19 protein-coding genes and 2 tRNA genes are annotated in these 17,517 nt (G+C 33.9%); 17 read left to right on the forward strand and 4 right to left on the reverse strand.

What is annotated here, in order from left to right:
• The first annotated feature begins 22 nt into the window (after positions 1-22).
• The 3 genes from ACO052_RS17390 to ACO052_RS17400 are packed head-to-tail and all read left to right on the forward strand — an operon-like array spanning position 23 to position 1,504.
• Positions 23-391, forward strand: a complete 369-nt coding sequence (locus ACO052_RS17390) for an RNA-binding S4 domain-containing protein (protein WP_422105058.1) — start codon at positions 23-25, stop codon at positions 389-391.
• A complete protein-coding gene (locus tag ACO052_RS17395; RefSeq protein WP_422105059.1) occupies positions 378-968 on the forward strand; it encodes a methyltransferase domain-containing protein in 591 nt (196 codons plus the stop codon). The genes ACO052_RS17390 and ACO052_RS17395 overlap by 14 nt, the downstream gene beginning before the upstream one ends.
• A 32-nt stretch (positions 969-1,000) precedes the next feature.
• Entirely contained in the window at positions 1,001-1,504 is a 504-nt protein-coding gene (locus ACO052_RS17400; RefSeq protein WP_422105060.1) for a phosphoribosyltransferase family protein, read from the forward strand.
• Here the strand turns inward: ACO052_RS17400 and ACO052_RS17405 are convergent.
• Positions 1,496-2,020 carry a shikimate kinase gene (locus ACO052_RS17405; RefSeq protein ID WP_422105061.1) on the reverse strand — a complete coding sequence of 175 codons (525 nt, stop codon included), beginning with the start codon at positions 2,018-2,020 and terminating at the stop codon, positions 1,496-1,498. The genes ACO052_RS17400 and ACO052_RS17405 overlap by 9 nt on opposite strands.
• 130 nt (positions 2,021-2,150) lie before the next feature.
• Here ACO052_RS17405 and ACO052_RS17410 point away from each other — a divergent pair.
• The 6 genes from ACO052_RS17410 to ACO052_RS17435 all read left to right on the forward strand — a co-directional run bounded on the left by ACO052_RS17410 (position 2,151) and on the right by ACO052_RS17435 (position 6,331).
• A tRNA-Lys gene (locus ACO052_RS17410) sits at positions 2,151-2,223 on the forward strand.
• 390 nt (positions 2,224-2,613) lie between these two features.
• Entirely contained in the window at positions 2,614-3,312 is a 699-nt protein-coding gene (locus tag ACO052_RS17415) for a hypothetical protein (RefSeq protein ID WP_422105062.1), read from the forward strand.
• 177 nt (positions 3,313-3,489) lie between these two features.
• Complete coding sequence (locus ACO052_RS17420) at positions 3,490-3,903, forward strand: hypothetical protein (protein ID WP_422105063.1); 414 nt, start codon at positions 3,490-3,492, stop codon at positions 3,901-3,903.
• A gap of 311 nt (positions 3,904-4,214) precedes the next feature.
• A complete protein-coding gene (locus ACO052_RS17425) occupies positions 4,215-5,363 on the forward strand; it encodes a hypothetical protein (RefSeq protein ID WP_422105064.1) in 1,149 nt (382 codons plus the stop codon).
• Between the two features lie 195 nt (positions 5,364-5,558).
• Positions 5,559-5,978, forward strand: coding sequence for a hypothetical protein (locus ACO052_RS17430; RefSeq protein WP_422105065.1), 420 nt, complete (start codon positions 5,559-5,561; stop codon positions 5,976-5,978).
• A gap of 71 nt (positions 5,979-6,049) precedes the next feature.
• Positions 6,050-6,331 carry a hypothetical protein gene (locus ACO052_RS17435; protein WP_422105066.1) on the forward strand — a complete coding sequence of 94 codons (282 nt, stop codon included), beginning with the start codon at positions 6,050-6,052 and terminating at the stop codon, positions 6,329-6,331.
• Between the two features lie 1,393 nt (positions 6,332-7,724).
• Here ACO052_RS17435 and ACO052_RS17440 read toward each other — a convergent pair.
• Positions 7,725-8,021, reverse strand: a complete 297-nt coding sequence (locus tag ACO052_RS17440; protein ID WP_422105067.1) for a hypothetical protein — start codon at positions 8,019-8,021, stop codon at positions 7,725-7,727.
• Between the two features lie 113 nt (positions 8,022-8,134).
• Between ACO052_RS17440 and ACO052_RS17445 the strand changes: the two genes are divergently transcribed.
• The 3 genes from ACO052_RS17445 to ACO052_RS17455 all read left to right on the forward strand — a co-directional run bounded on the left by ACO052_RS17445 (position 8,135) and on the right by ACO052_RS17455 (position 9,924).
• Complete coding sequence (locus ACO052_RS17445; RefSeq protein WP_422105068.1) at positions 8,135-8,494, forward strand: hypothetical protein; 360 nt, start codon at positions 8,135-8,137, stop codon at positions 8,492-8,494.
• Positions 8,495-8,654: 160 nt separating this feature from the next.
• Positions 8,655-9,638 (forward strand): hypothetical protein, encoded by a 984-nt coding sequence (locus tag ACO052_RS17450; protein WP_422105069.1) that lies wholly within the window; start codon positions 8,655-8,657, stop codon positions 9,636-9,638.
• Positions 9,639-9,839: 201 nt separating this feature from the next.
• Positions 9,840-9,924, forward strand: a tRNA-Leu gene (locus tag ACO052_RS17455).
• Positions 9,925-10,210: 286 nt separating this feature from the next.
• Here the strand turns inward: ACO052_RS17455 and ACO052_RS17460 are convergent.
• Positions 10,211-11,440: a methyltransferase domain-containing protein gene (locus tag ACO052_RS17460; RefSeq protein ID WP_422105070.1), complete on the reverse strand. Its 1,230-nt coding sequence runs from the start codon at positions 11,438-11,440 to the stop codon at positions 10,211-10,213.
• Positions 11,441-11,458: 18 nt separating this feature from the next.
• Positions 11,459-12,664, reverse strand: coding sequence for a hypothetical protein (locus tag ACO052_RS17465; RefSeq protein WP_422105071.1), 1,206 nt, complete (start codon positions 12,662-12,664; stop codon positions 11,459-11,461).
• Between the two features lie 310 nt (positions 12,665-12,974).
• On the opposite strand from ACO052_RS17465, the gene ACO052_RS17470 reads away from it, so the two are divergent.
• The 5 genes from ACO052_RS17470 to ACO052_RS17490 all read left to right on the forward strand — a co-directional run bounded on the left by ACO052_RS17470 (position 12,975) and on the right by ACO052_RS17490 (position 17,516).
• Positions 12,975-13,556 carry a hypothetical protein gene (locus tag ACO052_RS17470; protein ID WP_422105072.1) on the forward strand — a complete coding sequence of 194 codons (582 nt, stop codon included), beginning with the start codon at positions 12,975-12,977 and terminating at the stop codon, positions 13,554-13,556.
• Between the two features lie 263 nt (positions 13,557-13,819).
• Positions 13,820-14,722, forward strand: coding sequence for a MerR family transcriptional regulator (locus ACO052_RS17475; protein ID WP_422105073.1), 903 nt, complete (start codon positions 13,820-13,822; stop codon positions 14,720-14,722).
• A 3-nt stretch (positions 14,723-14,725) separates the two neighbouring features.
• Positions 14,726-16,180, forward strand: a complete 1,455-nt coding sequence (locus ACO052_RS17480) for a phytoene desaturase family protein (protein WP_422105074.1) — start codon at positions 14,726-14,728, stop codon at positions 16,178-16,180.
• A gap of 32 nt (positions 16,181-16,212) precedes the next feature.
• A complete protein-coding gene (locus tag ACO052_RS17485) occupies positions 16,213-17,052 on the forward strand; it encodes a phytoene/squalene synthase family protein (protein ID WP_422105075.1) in 840 nt (279 codons plus the stop codon).
• 17 nt (positions 17,053-17,069) lie between these two features.
• Positions 17,070-17,516, forward strand: a complete 447-nt coding sequence (locus ACO052_RS17490) for a beta-carotene hydroxylase (RefSeq protein WP_422105076.1) — start codon at positions 17,070-17,072, stop codon at positions 17,514-17,516.
• Position 17,517: the final 1 nt, after the last annotated feature.

Raw genomic sequence — 17,517 nt, forward strand, 5'->3', positions numbered from 1 at the left:
CGTAGATTTTAGTTAAAACTATATGCGAATTGACAAATATCTTTGGTGTGTACGCTATTACAAAACCCGTAATATGGCCACACAAGCTTGTAAAAAAGGACAGATAAAACTTAATGATGCTGTTGCAAAGCCTTCGCGAGAGGTGTATCCGACGGACAAAATCGAAGTCAGAAAGAATCAAATTTCTTATCAACTCACCGTTAATGATCTACCACCCAATCGCGTTGGTGCCAAACTGGTGGATATTTACAGAACGGATACCACACCAAAATCGGCTTTTGAGGCGCAAGAACTCTTAAAATACAGTAAAGACTATTATAGAAAAAAGGGTACGGGGCGACCCACCAAAAAAGATCGACGCGATATTGACAGCTTTTATGAAGAAGAATAATTTAGATAGGGGTTACTGGGAAGAACGTTACCAATCCCATGCCATAGGTTGGAATATCGGCTACCCTTCTACCCCATTAAAAACCTATATCGATCAGCTCGACGACCCATCCATGGACATTCTCATTCCCGGTACGGGCAATAGTTATGAGGCCGAGTATCTATGGAATGCCGGTTTTAAAAATACGGTTGTACTTGATATTGCCCAGGAACCCTTGAAGCACTTCAAAAAGCGCGTACCTTCATTTCCAGATCAGCAATTGTTACATACTGATTTCTTTGAGCTCGAAGGGCAATTCGACCTTATATTAGAACAGACCTTCTTCTGCGCTTTAGACCCCGACTTACGGGAAAGGTATGCGCAACACACGGCGCGACTTTTGAAACCTCAGGGCAAATTGGTTGGCTTGTTTTTCGATTTTCCATTGACGGCAACAGGTCCTCCTTTTGGTGGTGATATCGACCACTACCGATCCCTTTTTAGTTCTTACTTTAAGATTAAGACTTTAGAACCCTGTATAAATTCCATAAAAGAACGACAAGGTAAGGAACTGTTTTTTATCTTTGAAAGCCTATAAGGCATTGTAAATTTTAATTCGGTACGTTAAGCATGGCACTCACTAAAAACACCATTTTAAGTCATAAGGAAATTGAGCATAAAATAAGACGCATCGCTTATCAGATTTATGAGAGCAATGTCAATGAAACCCATATCGTTATTGCTGGTATTGATGATAATGGTTATATCCTAGCCAAAAAAATCAAGCAGCAACTTGATAAAATATCGGATATTGAATCGATGCTGTGCCGTGTAAAGATCGATAAAACCGAACCTACAAAGCCTATTAGCACGTCCATTGATAAAGCTGACTACGCCAATAAGTCGATTGTATTGATCGATGATGTTTTAAATTCTGGTAGCACACTCATCTATGGGATTAAACACTTTTTGGATGTACCACTCAAACAATTTAAAACAGCGGTACTAGTGAACCGCAACCATAAAAAATATCCAGTTAAAGCGGATTTTAAAGGGATTTCCTTATCCACCTCTCTTTTTGAACACGTGCATGTGAATCTGTCGAAACAACCCTATGAAGCCTATTTAGATTAGGGCCATTAATAGCTCTTCTAAAATATCTTGTGGCATTTTATTATTATCCGTGTTGATGATATGCTGGGCTTGGTTGTAATAGGGACTGCGTTCAAACAAATGCTTGCCGATAAATTCCATAAGCTCATCTTCGGTCTGCAAATGACTGATTAAGGGTCTACTGTCGCGTTCTTTAAATAAACGTTCGGTTAAAAGCGGAATGGACAACTTTAGATAAAACGATGTAACGTCATCGTTATCTAATAGGAGCTTGAGATTATTACCGTAGCAAGGCGTACCTCCTCCTAGTGCTAAAACGATATCCTCATTAGAATCTAATACTTCTTTTAAATACTGTGTTTCCTTCTTTCTAAAGTAGATCTCTCCTTTGTTGTCGAATAGCTCCGGAATTGTGGCGTTTTCTTGTTCTGAAATATAGGCATCCAGGTCTAAGAATTTGTAATTCAACAGGCTAGCTAGGGCCTTCCCAAGGGTTGATTTACCGGATCCCATATATCCCATTAGAGCGACGATCATGAGCTTAGATTTTGGATTAAAAATGTGCGATTGTACGAAGCACAAAAAAACAAAAATTTAAGCAAAAAAAGTATTGTTTTATTAATTAAACATTTTATATTTGCACCCGCGTTTAAGCGCATCACCTAATGACCGGGTAGCTCAGTTGGTAGAGCATCTCCCTTTTAAGGAGAGGGTCCTGGGTTCGAGCCCCAGCCCGGTCACGTAGTGAGCAAACCCTGACGATACTGTCAGGGTTTTTTTATGCCATAAATCTGGGAGCATACAGTACTTAAATGATATTTTAAAAAGTTTTGAGCAATTTAAATCCTAAAAAACGCTGTTATTTTGTTTTCTGTTACTTTTTATATTTAACTAATTGATTATCATTTTTTTTTTAATTTAAAAAAACGTAATAAATAGCCATTTTAAGTTTGTTACCATTACCAATTTTTTTGTTACTTTTAGGTATTCCTACTAGATTTTACTCGTTTTTCTCCCTTGTTTTATGATTTAGTAATAAATCACAAATTTCACCTATATCAAATGGGATACTTTTATTCTTGTGATGGTATGATAAAATAATTAGTTAACAATCATAAACAAAAAAGATCATGGGTAATGAAGATACTAGGGTTGATAAAATGCTAAAGCGTCTAAAAAACAATAAGATCTTAGCATCTATAATCCTGTTTTCAGTAATAATTATAGCAATAGGCAGTTTAACTGACGCTACAGGAAAAATCGCAGACTTTTATAATCGATTGATTACTTCCGGAGAACCCAAATATCAAGAGCTAATTGACAATGTATCCCAATATGTTATAGAAGGCTCTTTACAAAGGGTTAATTTTACTGGCGATGTTATTATAACTCCTGTAGGATTATTTAGTGATCCAGGAAATCTTGCTGATGGATCCCCTACAGGATACACCTACCTTCTCTGTAGGATTACAAATAAGAGTAGCTCACCTGTAACAATTGGAGCAGTTTTAGATGAAAACGAAACATGGTATAGGTTAGATGACCCGAGCTTTGGCTACCGTCCTGTTGCTACTTCATTAGTACAGTTTCAAATGTGGTTTAGAGGCAACCCCATTAAAAGAAAGGAGTTGAACGATAATAGGAGTAGTTACCATGATTCATTTATACAATCTTCAACCATTGAACCTGGTCATACAAAATATGGTTTCATTAATAGTTTAGGAAGGGCTTGGCCAAAGGAAGTAACCTTTTCAATAGTCGATGTAACTGATTTTATTGTGGGTTCAGCAAGGATAAAAATTAACCTTAATGATTCCAAACAACCATAGTTTAACAAGACTTAAACTATTCAAGATCTGAATCATACATTAATAATCATATTTAACAATAGCTATAGGCAAGTAATTATACATATTAAAAGCAATTGGTAAATATACCCATCATTGGGTATTGAAACTGTAACTTGATTTTTGAATTTTTAACCTTCAATAAAAAATCAATTTATAATGAAAAATATTTTAATTCTAGTCTTGTCAATTCTTGTATTTAGTTGCAGTTCGTCAAAAACAAATAATAAAAACAAGTCAAATTATGAATACGAAGAATATAAAATAAATTCTGAAGACGAATTATCAGATGACTTTCAAATAATAAAAATAGATGATGACTTTTCAAATTATCTTGAAGAAATAGATGAATTCGAAGAAGCTCTTTCAAATAAATCTAGAAGGTACTATTACAAGAAAAACCGAAGAGTTTATAAAATATGTATTGATCAAGATGGCAAAGTACTCGTGACACCAAATGGACAAAGAATCACCTATGGTAAAGGTTACAAGGTGAAAGATATTAAATCAAGATATGGTTTGGGAAAATATTACGCTAGATCTTTATCCAAATCTAGTTGTAGATATTTTTAAAATTTGTCAATTATTATTCTTCTAGTTACTAAATAGAAAATCAAAAAATGAAAAAAGCCACCTATTGATCTGAGTGCCTTTTTTAAAGGAGCTATAAGAAATTGAAGTATTGTAATAATTGTGATTTTTTATTACTTTTAGGTAATCCTCCTAATTCTCAATCTTTTATTACCCTTTCTTAACAATGGAAAACAATCCTTGAATTTATACAATTCATAGATTCTAGTAATCGTATAATGTGGATATACGTAATACGTTTATTCAATTGTTGGTATTAATTTAAAACATCAATGACTTAAAACCTATTAATCATGAAAACCAGATTACAAAATCTTCTGATTCTATTTACACTAGCTTGTTTTATTTCAAGTTGTGACCGAAGTTATGTTGCACCTGAATCTAAAACTGAACCTTCTGAAGAAAATGAAATGTTTCTTAAAAAAGTTAATTTTCTGTTTACCCCTAATGAGAATAATAAGCCTATGGAGAACATCGAAAATTATGGGGCCAAGGTCAATGTATACAACGATATGTTGGTTTTATTTAATCCCGATAACTTGGAATGCGGATTAAGCGACAAGATTAAAAGGAGACTGAAAAAATCAAAAAGAGATGGAAAAAACAAAAAAGGATTTGTACCTGATATCGTAGTTAACAATACTAGTGAATTCAAGAATGCAATCAAACTAGATGATAGAGGAGCAAATGTACTTGCCCATTATTTCACCTATGAAATAGCTGAGAATAAAGAATCGAAACCAATAATTTCCAGTAACGCGCCTAGCCAAGTTAACTTTAATGCAATAGACCATATTGACAATCAATCTGAAGGGTATGAGAGTTTCTATTTTACTCTCGATTGTTCAGGCTTTTTCTCGGCTTCTGCTAAGGTTGCAGCAAAAGGCGGATTTTTGGGCATTGGTAATGGCTCTATTGCCGCTGAGGGCGAAAGCACAATTGAACAGAATAAATCGGTTGTAGTTATGCGTGTTTTAATGCATAGTCCTCTCTACGCAGCATATGTTGGAAGTTATGTCCACAATATAGATAATGCTCAAAGTGATGCACAGAAAAAGATAATTTTAAATAATAGGATTAAGACGTTGAATGCTATTTTATCAGCTGTACCAGAACACGATAGAATTGATGACAAAAAGGTTTATCTAAACACCAACTATGAAGCTATTTTTACTTCAAACAAAGGAAACTCTGGCTTTAATGGGGTTGGGCAGTTAAATAGTAATCTAGAAGTAAACATATCTGTAACTCAAAGCGGAGTTGGTGCTGAGGCCTCAAATTCAGTGAGTAGAAAAAGTGAATACACAAGTTATGATACGTACATCATAGAATCAAACAAAGATGCTATTCCTGAAACAATAACGTTCAAAAAAATAAACGATAAGATAGTGGTTTTAGAAGCTGCTCTAAATGATCTGAATACAACAGACAATGGTATTTAGAAAAACTCATACCAAGAAAACCCATAGTTTAAAAAAGATTGAAGTGTTAAACCAGTTATATTTTGTACCTTAAGAATCCCTTTGACTAATTAATACTTTGTTTGTATTTAATCCACAAAACTTAGTATTAGGAAATTATACAAAAAGATTTATGTTCTGATTCTATTGGTTATTATCATTTCCTGCAAAGATGATGTGAAGCAAGACACTGTGGTAAAAACGGCAGAAAGAACTCCAGCTTCACATGATTATAATTTTCAAAGTGTCTATATGGCGACTATGGCAAATGAATTAGATCTGGGGATGTCAGATAAAGAAATCGATAATATGATAACCTATTCGAAGGTATTAGATTCCTTGCAACATACAGCAAATTGGGGAATTCCAACTTCATCAGGGTATAAAATTCAACCCCATAGTGCCAATGACATTGCTATAACTTTAAATGCAATGGCTGGCATTGATGACTGTTGGACTAGTAGGCCTAAAAGCATAAAAGATTTAACAGATGGTGTATTGATCGATGCATACTCATTTGTAAGAGGTGATGAAAAAAAATTGGGTTTATTAGGTTTTTTTAATACAACTATAGAAAAAGGCAAAAAATCGTCGTAGTTGAGTTTTCTCAAGAAGGCTCGCAAGTTTGTAACGGAAAAATCAAAAAATATGGTGTTGGCGCTAGATTAATGATGAAAATAACTAAATCAGATAAAAAAGCGAAGCTGAATACTCCACAACAAATAACGGCAAGTGTTATTTTCGGTAGAGCCGAAGTTACATATAGTTTAAAAACATTTGGAATAGTTGGACCTGGCATTAGTAAATTGAGTAAAACAGGGGCATTAACAGAAGACACCTATCAAGCTTTTATTCAGGAAATATCTAATTTAATCGTTGAGATGTATAAGGAAAATAGCTCTTTTATTGTTACTCCTCAACCGCTGCCATTCAAAAATAATGGAGCATAATTGTAATCAAAAATAATGAAGAGATGGTACTTAGTCCTTTCCTTCTTTGATTGTAAAATTTTAATCAAGAATAGACAATATTCAAATTCCTGCAAAACCAACTTCCCCGAATAAGGAGAATACTTTAACTCACTCAACGGCACATAATTATTATACCGGTTCTTATGATTATAACCATAGTTATTCCTAAAGTCTTCACGATCTACCTCTACTTTTAAAATAATATCGCCATTAAATCCACCTTTGGTACCCCCACGCATTTTACAATCACTGGTGTGTTAGAAGATTTTGTCATTAAAGGCTTTACGGACATCCTGGTCAAAATTAGCCCTAGTGTTTAATTCCAAGACTTATTTCAGTCACGAATAGAATTATAAGGCTTGAACAAAACCTACCGTTTTTAGTTTGTTTATATTTGGTGTATGCTTAACGACTCCCACCACCACGAACATCCCAATCTCTATAGAACGATTGTTGTCTTTTTATTTTGTTTTATCGGGATGTCGGTTCGATTTATCGTCTTTGGTTTTATGTCACTGGTAAAAGGCGAAGCACCTAAATCCTGGATATCCTACTCAAAAGGATTCAAACAGATCTTATACAGTCTTATGTTGACCTTGGTCCTGTTTTTTACAACTGCCTTTTTACTGCTGTTTACACTTATAGAAAAATAGTTTTACTCCTGTTTTAGTTTCCTTAAATTGGTTCATCATGCTTTTGGAATATATTATTTTCTTCGGTTTAATTTTCGTAATTTTCTTTGCTCTTGCTTTGAGCAAGAAAAAATCTAATACTATTGATTTTGACGAGCCTACATTTTATGATGATGAGGATTTAGACGAATTATAGCTTATCGAGTTTGCAACGTTCTATACCCTTATGTTTCAATGCTCCACTTCTATAAGTGGGCTTTTTTTATCCTATTTCTAAAAGTTTATTCTACTGCGATTAACTTGTTATCAGTATTTTCTTAACATATGTTATTTTTTTTAAAGGTATTAGCGCTTAATTTTGTTAGTCTGCAAGTCAGATATTTAATTCTTACCCCAAAAAACACTTCCTTTGAGAAGTGTTTTTTTATAGTCTTATGTTATGTTTAGCTATTTTTGGTAGCTCTAATCGTCTATTATTTTCCCTATGAAATATGCCTTGTGCTATTATGCCTTGTATTGTTTTTTAACCTATTCACCAGACTAAAAAGTCAGAACGATTAATTAGATCTCAATCCTTGCACTAGAGTTTTATACTAACAATAGCACAATACCTATAACACCACTTAGGACAATAGCCGTTAAAAACCCCAATGCAAATCCGATTTTACGATTGGTCTTGGCGATATCATTGATGATAGAATCCATGCTCATGATTGCTATATAAAGCCCCATAGCAAAGGCTATTCGTCTTTTGCCGGTTGTTGTGGATCCTCTGAAGTCTTGGAATGCTTACGTCTTAAGGTTTCGAGCTTTCGTTTTTTGCTCATCTCCTCCTCGTAAAGCTCCATAATTATCAATTCTATGGCGAGATTGTCTTGGTAGCCTTGAAACACGTTATTAATGGTTTTGATATGGGCGACTGTGCCCCTGTTGGTGTAGATTTTGGCCGCTTTGAGTTTCTGCTGAACCTTCGTGGAGTACTGGAAATTATTGCCTAAATCGCGCTTAAACTTCTGCCTAAATTCTTTACTTATCATAGATAATATGTAGTTTTTAGGTAGGTTTTGTGTACCTTGCTATCGGCCTTACAAAGTTATTAAGATATTTTCTAATATCAAAAGTTTTTTAAGATTTTTTCTAATTATTTTTCATGAGCTCAGTTCAACGCATTAAACAATACCTCGATTTTAAAGGGATTACCGTACAACACTATGAGTCATCCGTGGGCTACTCTAATGGGGCCTTTGGTTCGCAACTCCGAAATAACGGTAAAATTGGTAGTGACAAATTAGAAAAAACCTTAAGTCTGTATACCGATCTTAGTGCCGAATGGGTGCTACTCGGTAAAGGAGAGATGCTAAATGATAAGGCTAAAGAACCCGATCCCGATTACCCAAAAACCAAAAGGCAAAAAGGAGAATCCATTAGTAACGCCAAGGCTATTGAACAAAAGTTAGATACCATCATTAAACAGAATGAGGAGATTCTTGGGAAGTTTAAGGACTCTTAAAACTTATTGAGAATAACTACTTTTAAAGTTGTTACCATTTTCATTTTTTTGTTACTTTTCAATAATCCTTTTAGAATTTTAATTTTTAATTCCCCAGTTTAGTAATATTAACCTTGAAATTGAAATTAACTTCATATTGTTTTAATAAAAAAGAAAATAAATGGATGCTCTTAATCCAGTAAAAGAACAAGTTGAAAGAATAAACACATTAAGGTCAAATTTGAATCTTAATTCTGTAATAACTCATATTGAAAGAGCAAATTTATTTTTTGAAAGAGGTAAGAAAGAATACGATGAACAGTATTTTACCGATGTAGTATATAGAACTAACCAAGCATTTGAAGGCTGTTCACGGCAAGGATATATGGTTCTCGCTGGCAAATCAGAAGAACAAGCACAAGACATTAAAGCCTATCAAATCGAAAGTTATTTTATTGAAAATAATATTCTAAGCGATAGGGTATTGCCACAATTCAAAAACTACAGAGACAATTGGCGAAACGAATCTGCTCATAATTTTAAACTATTCTTCAATGAAGAGGAAGCTTATTTTGCAATCCTGAACGTGCTCAGTTATGCCTATGTTTTATTTAATCAAATGATTACAAAACTGGGAGAAGAAATTGAAATTGAAAGATTAAGAAAAGAAGCAATAAAAATTAAGAAGATAAAGGGAATGATTAAAAAGAAGGGATTGTCGCTCAAAGAAAAGATAATTACTTTAATTGAGTATTTTGATAAAGAATATGAAATTAGTAAGTCCAAAATTGATGATAATACTGTTTTTTTTATCAAAGAGGCAGAAGTAATAGGAATGCTTATAGCTTATTTGTCCGAAATGACAAATAGTGAAATGACAATACAAGCTGAAAAAAGGTTAGAGAGCGGTTCTTCAAGAGGATTGATAGCCGATATTTGTATTGAATATAAAGGAGAAAAATTAATAGTTGAACTTAAAAGATTTGGAAGAAGAACGATTGATTCCTATACTGAACAAATTTCAATGTACCTTCAAGCTGCAAGTACAAATGAGGGAGTGGTCTATATTTATAACCCAACTAAAGTTCAGACAGAATTAAAAAGAAAAGATTTAAAAATTGAATCAAGAGGCGAGATATTATCAATTAGTTATTTAACAAGATAAAATACTGCAAGCAAAGATTACTAAAAGTAATTGCTTTATATCGTCTTATTCTGAAAATCCTGACGCTTTATTTTAACTTATGATATAATGCCATAATCGAGCTAACTCTTAATCTAAAAATCAATTGCCCATTATTTTTTACAACAATCTTATTCCCCTAAGAAAAATTATCAGTATGTTTGCATCCCATTAAACTTCACTGCGCACGTGGCGGAATTGGTAGACGCGCTGGCTTGAGGGGCCAGTGACCGTTTAGGTCGTGGAAGTTCGAATCTTCTCGTGCGCACTTAAAATATTACTAAATGCTGGTTGCTAAGCATTTATTAATTCTAACTTAACTCCGGTTTTTTACCCGCTATTTAACTTTTCCTATATCTAAACTTAGTCAAGATTATTTTTATATCAATCAGGTGAAATGTTCAAGTAAAAAAATGACAAACTTATTAGGAAAATAAAAATATATAGGCATGGCGAAATCACCATGACCATATCATACTAAGTCAGTAAAGCATAAAATTAATTGTAAGGTAAAATCATAAAGACAATATTAGTACAACGGAATTGTTTAACAGTTAGAAATTCCTATAAGCATTTTGAACAAAATCATTTAGTTCCAATTCATAAATGTAAAAGACTTCATCTTTGGTTTCAATTTTTTGAATTTCTTTTAGATATTTCCATGAAGAAATCTCTATTAAATCCACTAAAAAATCTTTGTACCCGCTATCTCCATAACAAAATATCAACTTTCCATGTGGTTTAATATGAAATTGAGAACCCAAAATTAAATTTTGTAATATTTCTTTGGATCCACAGAACGAATTCATATAACTTGATTTTTTGGTTTTATAAGTGTTTCTCAATGCAGAAAAAGGGAGATTTGCAATTATTAAGTCATACTGTTCATTTTTATCAATATTGGAGAATAAGTCCTTTTTATCACATAGAATAAAATCTGTATATTCAGAAACAGAATTTGTTCTAGCGTTATTTTTAGCAAGATTAATAGAAGTCGCCGTAATATCTGCACCAAAAACTTTACATTTTTTATAGTAAGCCAAATAAATTGGATAAAAACCTGTTCCAGTGCCTAAATCTAAAACTAAATCTGAGGTTTTTACCTGCTTTGCTACATATTCAATAAATGGTATTGAAACTTTTCCAAGTGTTGGAATAAATGAATCTTTATTTAATCCTAAAACAATATCTGAAACTTGACATTTACTTTTGTCATACTTTTCGTGTTTTACTATAATATCTGAAATTATTGATTCATTGGCATTCCATTTTTCTTGAAGCAAACCCAAGTAGTTGTGAATTTTGGACTTAAAGAAACTATTCTTTTCACTTTTAAATTTAATTATCCACTCTCCTCCATTTATTTGGCCTGACCTTCTTGGGCCCAACCATTTACCTGTAAATGTATTTGTTTCATAATCAAGATGAAATAAAGCAGATCCTTTATAAGCTGTTCTCTTTCTTGCTTTCCAACTTCCACTATATATAAATTTATTTGCAGTAAAAGGTATGGCTCTGAGGGTATAATCATGATTATCCTTATGGATATATATTGGTTTAGCTTTAAATCCCCTATATGTCTTCTTAAGAATTAATACTTCACAATTAACTAACTTATTTTGAGGGTCTATCCAATAAGCCTGGTAAATACCATCTTTAACATTTTTGGATCGCTTGTATAAATACCAATTGTTTATACCCTTTACAATCCAGTATATTATTGTAGGTACTCCAACTACGATTGAAGCTATCGAACCTATGCTATTAATATCAAAAAGATTCAATTCTAAGTTTGTCTCGTATTACTTTTCTCTCCAAAATTTTTCTTTGCCATAACCAAACTTAGAATTTTCTTTTTGGATATCAGGGAATTTTTCTAACCTTTTAGTGTCCATCAAAGTCTCATTAAAAGCATAATAAGCAGCTAACCCATCATTTGAGATACCTTTTAAATACATTTTAGCACTATCTAAAAACTCTGAAACCTTTGTTGATTGTAGCCCTAAAAAACCAAACAAAGCTGCCAAAGCTGGAACTGGTATTAAAGATAAGCCAAAAAAACTATATGCTAAGTAATTGGAATTACGCCTAATATCTCTGTGATTATTCAAGAGCTCTCTATTTATAGAAAGAAAATCATCAGTAACCTTTTTTTTGAGTTTTCCCTCAGATAAGTTAAAAGCAACTTCTTCCGAATATTTCATAAGTTCTTTTACCCTTAATCTATATTGTTTATAATTATGAAAGATGCTCTTATATACATTGTTGAACTTAATTTTTGAAAGATTAAATCTCATAAAGTCATATTCCGGTTCCAATGGTAAGTGTATAGATCCATTAATAAATTTACTGGGAATTTTATTTTTATATGTAAATGCAGTTCTTTCTGTAATTAATGGCGCGTCTAAATCAAGTTCGATATACTTTAAAAATGGTTCATATTCTTTTAAAGCTGTTAAAGGACATGAATTATATTCCTTATTCAAATGTTTTAAAGTAAGTACTTTTTTAATAATATTTCTTGTAGCATATTTAATAATTGCCTCCTTCAAATAAAATGCTTCGTTACCTTTTCTTTTTAGAATATCTAAGTCATCTTTCCACAATGGCATATTTTTCAAAATGTCAGCATGATAATCTTGATCTTCTGGAACTAAATCTAATTTCATATTATTAAACTCAATCCAATAATTGTATGCAAAAATCATATCATTAAGAAGTGATGGGTGTACTTCCTTTTTTTTGATAATTTTCGCAAGAATCAGGTCAGTTTCTTTGTCTATTTGGTTTTCATTTAATTTAAAATCCTTAATCTCAACTAAATTATTATCCAAAAGAACTTGGAGTCTATCCCATGTAACTTTATGATAGCCTGATCTATCCTTAGACTCTTCTTCTTTATGATATTGTTTTTTACTCATGTATATTTTCTCAGTGAAAACTGTAAACTCTGGTCGAAGAATCCACCACATGGAGTCATCAGGTGCGATAATTAAATTTGAACCCATAATCTTTTTATATAAATCTAACTATTTCATTTTAAATCAAATAATTAATGCTTAAATGATTAGAATTAATTAGAATATTTATAAATAAAGCAGCAATGATAATGACATATTAAAAACATGATAAAGAATGGCATTAAGTTTAAGACCTCTCGTGCGCACATCTTTGTAATTAGCTCATTATTCAGACAAGACCGCTTGCTTCTTTATTTTCTCGCGCGCACATTTTTATTCACAGATTACTTTTTACAATCTTTTGACATTTTTTTGACACCTTCTATGGCATAGCCTGATAATTTTATTAAAAAAACCTATGAAATATTTATTGTACATAATTTTTACATTTTATTTGTCTTCAGTATTTTGCCAAGATTCAATTGAGCTTTCTATTCTGTCCGCAGACGATAATTGGAGCAAAGAAATTATAACATTCCCTGTAGATTGGGCACCAAATTTAACACTTAAGGGCTTTGAAGAATTGCGTTTTTCACCATTTTGGTCAAATCCTAAAAGCACCCAATTTTGGTCTTTGGTTATGGCATGGAAAGTTAATGCTACAAGTACATTAACAATTGAAGCATTGGAAGATAACTTTGAGGCTTATTTCGATGGGCTCATGAAACCAAACCACTGGGCGACAACCTTTCCTCAGCCAACTGTGGTATTTCTACCAAATCCAGAAAAAGATTCAGCGAATGGCATCATAGGCAAAATGAGACTATTTGATGGTTTTCATACTGGTAAATCCATAACTCTGAATATTAAAGTAGAACAGTATTTCTGTGAAACTATCGATAAAGCAATTATCATATTCAGACTTTCTCCAAAAGATTTTGAACACTCTATTTGGAATGAATTAAATGCGATTATAAGAACCCCTAGGTCATGTGAGTAAAATATCACATTCTCAGAAAGATGAATATCCCAAGGATAGTATAGGTTAGGGCCATTATACCGAACTTAAATACTAGATTCAGAACTCTTAGTTTCTAATAGCAATTAGGCTAAGCTATAAAATCGAAAAACAGATAAGTATTCTAATAAGCAAAAATTAAGTCAACAAGCACTTATCAACAACCCCTTTTTCATTAAATTATGTTAATTGTGGGGATAATCTCGGTTAAAAGCTTATTTTTGTTTAAACATTTTTTGCAAAAAATGAACAATATTAAGAATCAGTTTAGTATTAAAGACCTGGAAAATCTTACCGGTATCAAAGCACATACCATAAGAATCTGGGAAAAACGCTATAATCTCCTACAACCCAAGCGTACCGATACCAACATCAGATATTACGATTTAGCGAGCTTTCAGAAACTATTGAATGTAAGCTACCTCAACAACAACGGCTATAAAATTTCCAAAATTGCCACCATAGAAGAACATAAAATTCCCTTATTGGTTCGGGAAATTGCTGCCGAGAGCAATATGGAAAGCCATGCCATCAATGCTTTTAAGCTGGCTATGCTCAATTTTGATCAAACCTTGTTCTATAATACCTATGAATCCTTGTTAAAAGAAAAAGCCTTTGACGAAATTTTCTACGATATTTTTATTCCGTTGTTAACGGAAATTGGCCTCTTATGGCAAACCGATACTATTACCCCAGCGCATGAGCATTTTTTAACCTCTTTGATTCGACAAAAAATCTTGATTAATATCGAAAAGGTACAGTCCAAGCAAACCAATACCTCTAAAAAGACCTTCGTGCTCTATCTGCCCGAAAATGAGATTCATGAATTGGGGCTGATGTTTATTAATCACGAGTTGGTCAGTAGAGGTTACCAATCCATCTTCTTAGGCTTTAGCGTACCCCTTGAAAGCTTGGCGGACTTAAAGGACTATTACGATGAAATTATCTACATCTCCTATTTTACGGTAAAACCTGAAAAAGGCGAGATTGACAAATACATGGAGAAGTTCAATACACTCTTGCTCAATAACACTAACACAAAACTTTGGATTTTAGGTCAAATGCTAAACGCCTTGGATTTGGACAACTTGCCAAAAGGCGTTTCAGCATTTAAGAGCATTCAAGCTTTAATCGATAACGTAGCATAAGCCATGTCTAAAACAATTGCCATCATAGGGTCAGGGTTTTCGTCGCTATCAGCGGCTTGCTATTTAGCAAAAGCTGGTCATAAGGTGGCTGTTTACGAAAAGAATGCGACCGTTGGTGGCAGAGCGCGACAGCTCGTTAAGGATGGCTTTACCTTCGATATTGGTCCAAGCTGGTACTGGATGCCCGATATTTTTGAAAAGTTTTTTAACGATTTTGGTAAAAGCACCAGCGACTACTACCAACTCGATAAGCTGAGTCCTGCCTATAAAATCTTCTTTTCTGATGAAGTGATTACCATAGGTGATCATATGGACCAAATCTGTGAAGAGTTTGAACGTATTGAAACCGGGAGTTCCAAACCACTTCGTAAGTTTATTGCACAGGCCCAAGAGCATTACGATATTGCCATTAACAAAGTGGTTTTGAAGCCGGGAATTTCACCCTTCGAGTTGGTCACCAAAGAGACCGTCACTCGAGTAGACCGCTTTTTTAAAACGATCAGCTCTGAAGTACGAAAGAATTTTAAGAATCCTAAGCTGATATCAACACTTGAGTTTCCTGTATTGTTTTTAGGGGCGAAGCCTAGTCAAACCCCTTCATTTTATAGCTTTATGAATTTTGCCGATTTTGGTTTAGGCACTTGGCACCCCAAAGGCGGTATGTACGAAATCATTAAGGCTATGAAACGATTGGCCGAGAGTTTGGGAGTAGATATCCACACCGACAGCAATGTTGAAAAGATCCTTGTTGACAACGGAAAAGCGGTTGGTCTAAGCGTTAATGGTCACCAAGTGACTTCAGATATTGTGCTAAGCGGAGCTGACTATCATCATTCGGAAACCTTATTAGATGAAAACTATCGACAATATTCAGAAGCCTACTGGGATAAGCGCACTTTTGCGCCCTCTTCCCTACTCTTTTATGTTGGGTTTGACAAAAAGCTGAAAGCGGTAGAACATCATAATCTATTCTTCGATACCAGCTTCGAAAATCATGCTGAAGAGATTTATGATGATCCCAAATGGCCGGAAAATCCATTATTTTATGTTAACTTTCCATCAGTAACGGATGAAAGTATGGCACCGGAAGGCTGCGAAACAGGGTTTTTCCTCATCCCTATCGCACCAGGATTAGAAGATACGCCTGAGCTCAGGCAGCAGTATTTCGATATTATTATCAACCGTTTTGAAAATATAACGCAACAAAACGTTCAGGACCATATCCTTTTTAAAGAATCCTTTTGTGTTAACGACTTTGTGAGCGAGTATAATTCCTATAAGGGCAATGCTTACGGCATGGCAAACACGTTAAAGCAAACGGCGTTTTTAAGGCCAAAACTCAAAAGTAAAAAAGTAAAGGGGCTTTACTTTACAGGACAACTAACAGTCCCTGGCCCTGGAGTGCCTCCATCGTTGATATCAGGAAAGCTTGTCGCCGATCTGATCCAAAAGAATTAAGTTAAATTGCTAGTAAAAGAATACCGATTATCATGAAATCTATTTTTGACAATGTCTCCAAAGAATGTAGCAAGCTTGTTACAAATGCCTACAGCACCTCATTTTCGATGGCGACCAAAATGCTATCTGAAAGTATCAGACAGGACATCTACAATATCTATGGTTTTGTGAGATTTGCCGATGAAATTGTCGATACCTTTCATGATTACGATAAAGAAAAACTCTTTAGGAATTTTGAAACGGAATTAGAAAATGCATTAAAGGACAAGATTAGCTTGAATCCTATTTTAAATTCATTTCAATACACCTATCACAAATATCAAATCGATAAGGATCTAGTCGATGCGTTTATGAATAGCATGCGCCTGGACCTATTTAAAAAAGACTATCTCACCGAAGAGGAATACAAAAATTACATCTATGGATCGGCGGATGTCGTTGGTTTGATGTGCTTAAAAGTGTTCGTCAAAGGTGATAATGAAAAATACGAGGATCTTAAGGACTCGGCCATGAGTTTGGGTTCGGCCTTTCAGAAAGTTAACTTCTTAAGGGATTTAAAAGCTGATTTTGAAGACTTAAGCAGAACCTATTTCCCAAATACCGATTTAAACCATTTAGACGAAGCCTCTAAGCAAGCCATTATCAAAGATATTGAGGCCGATTTTGCCAAAGGCTTAAAAGGGATCAAACGTTTACCACTCGAAGCGCGCTTTGGTGTATTTATGGCCTACCGTTATTACAACAAGCTACTACAAAAGCTCAAAGATACGCCTGCATTAGAAATTAAATCGGCCAGAATTAGAGTTCCTAATTACAAAAAGATTGAGTTACTCACCCGTAGTTATGTAAAATATCAATTAAATTTGTTGTAAACTATAAAACCATAGGCGTGCAAACTGTTTTTTGGATATTAATTTTCTTAGGCACCTTCTTTATCATGGAGTTCAATGCCTGGTTTACCCACAAATATATTATGCACGGATTCTTATGGAGTTTGCACAAGGATCACCACCATAAGGATCACGACAGCTGGTTTGAGCGTAATGATGCCTTTTTCATTTTCTACGCTGTGGTGAGCATGACCTGCTTTTACTTCTGGGGCGAGCAAAACATTTGGTATTGTTTGCCTATTGGGATTGGGATTATGGCTTATGGTGCAGCCTACTTTATTGTGCACGATATCTTTATTCACCAGCGCTTTAAATGGTTGCGAAATATCGACAACAAATATGCACGTGGTGTGAGACGCGCTCATAAAATCCACCACAAGCATTTAGGCAAAGACCATGGTGAAAACTTCGGAATGCTTATTGTGCCTTGGAAGTATTTCAAATAAG

The organism is Winogradskyella sp., from assembly GCF_965228925.1.
Taxonomy (GTDB): Bacteria; Bacteroidota; Bacteroidia; order Flavobacteriales; family Flavobacteriaceae; genus Winogradskyella.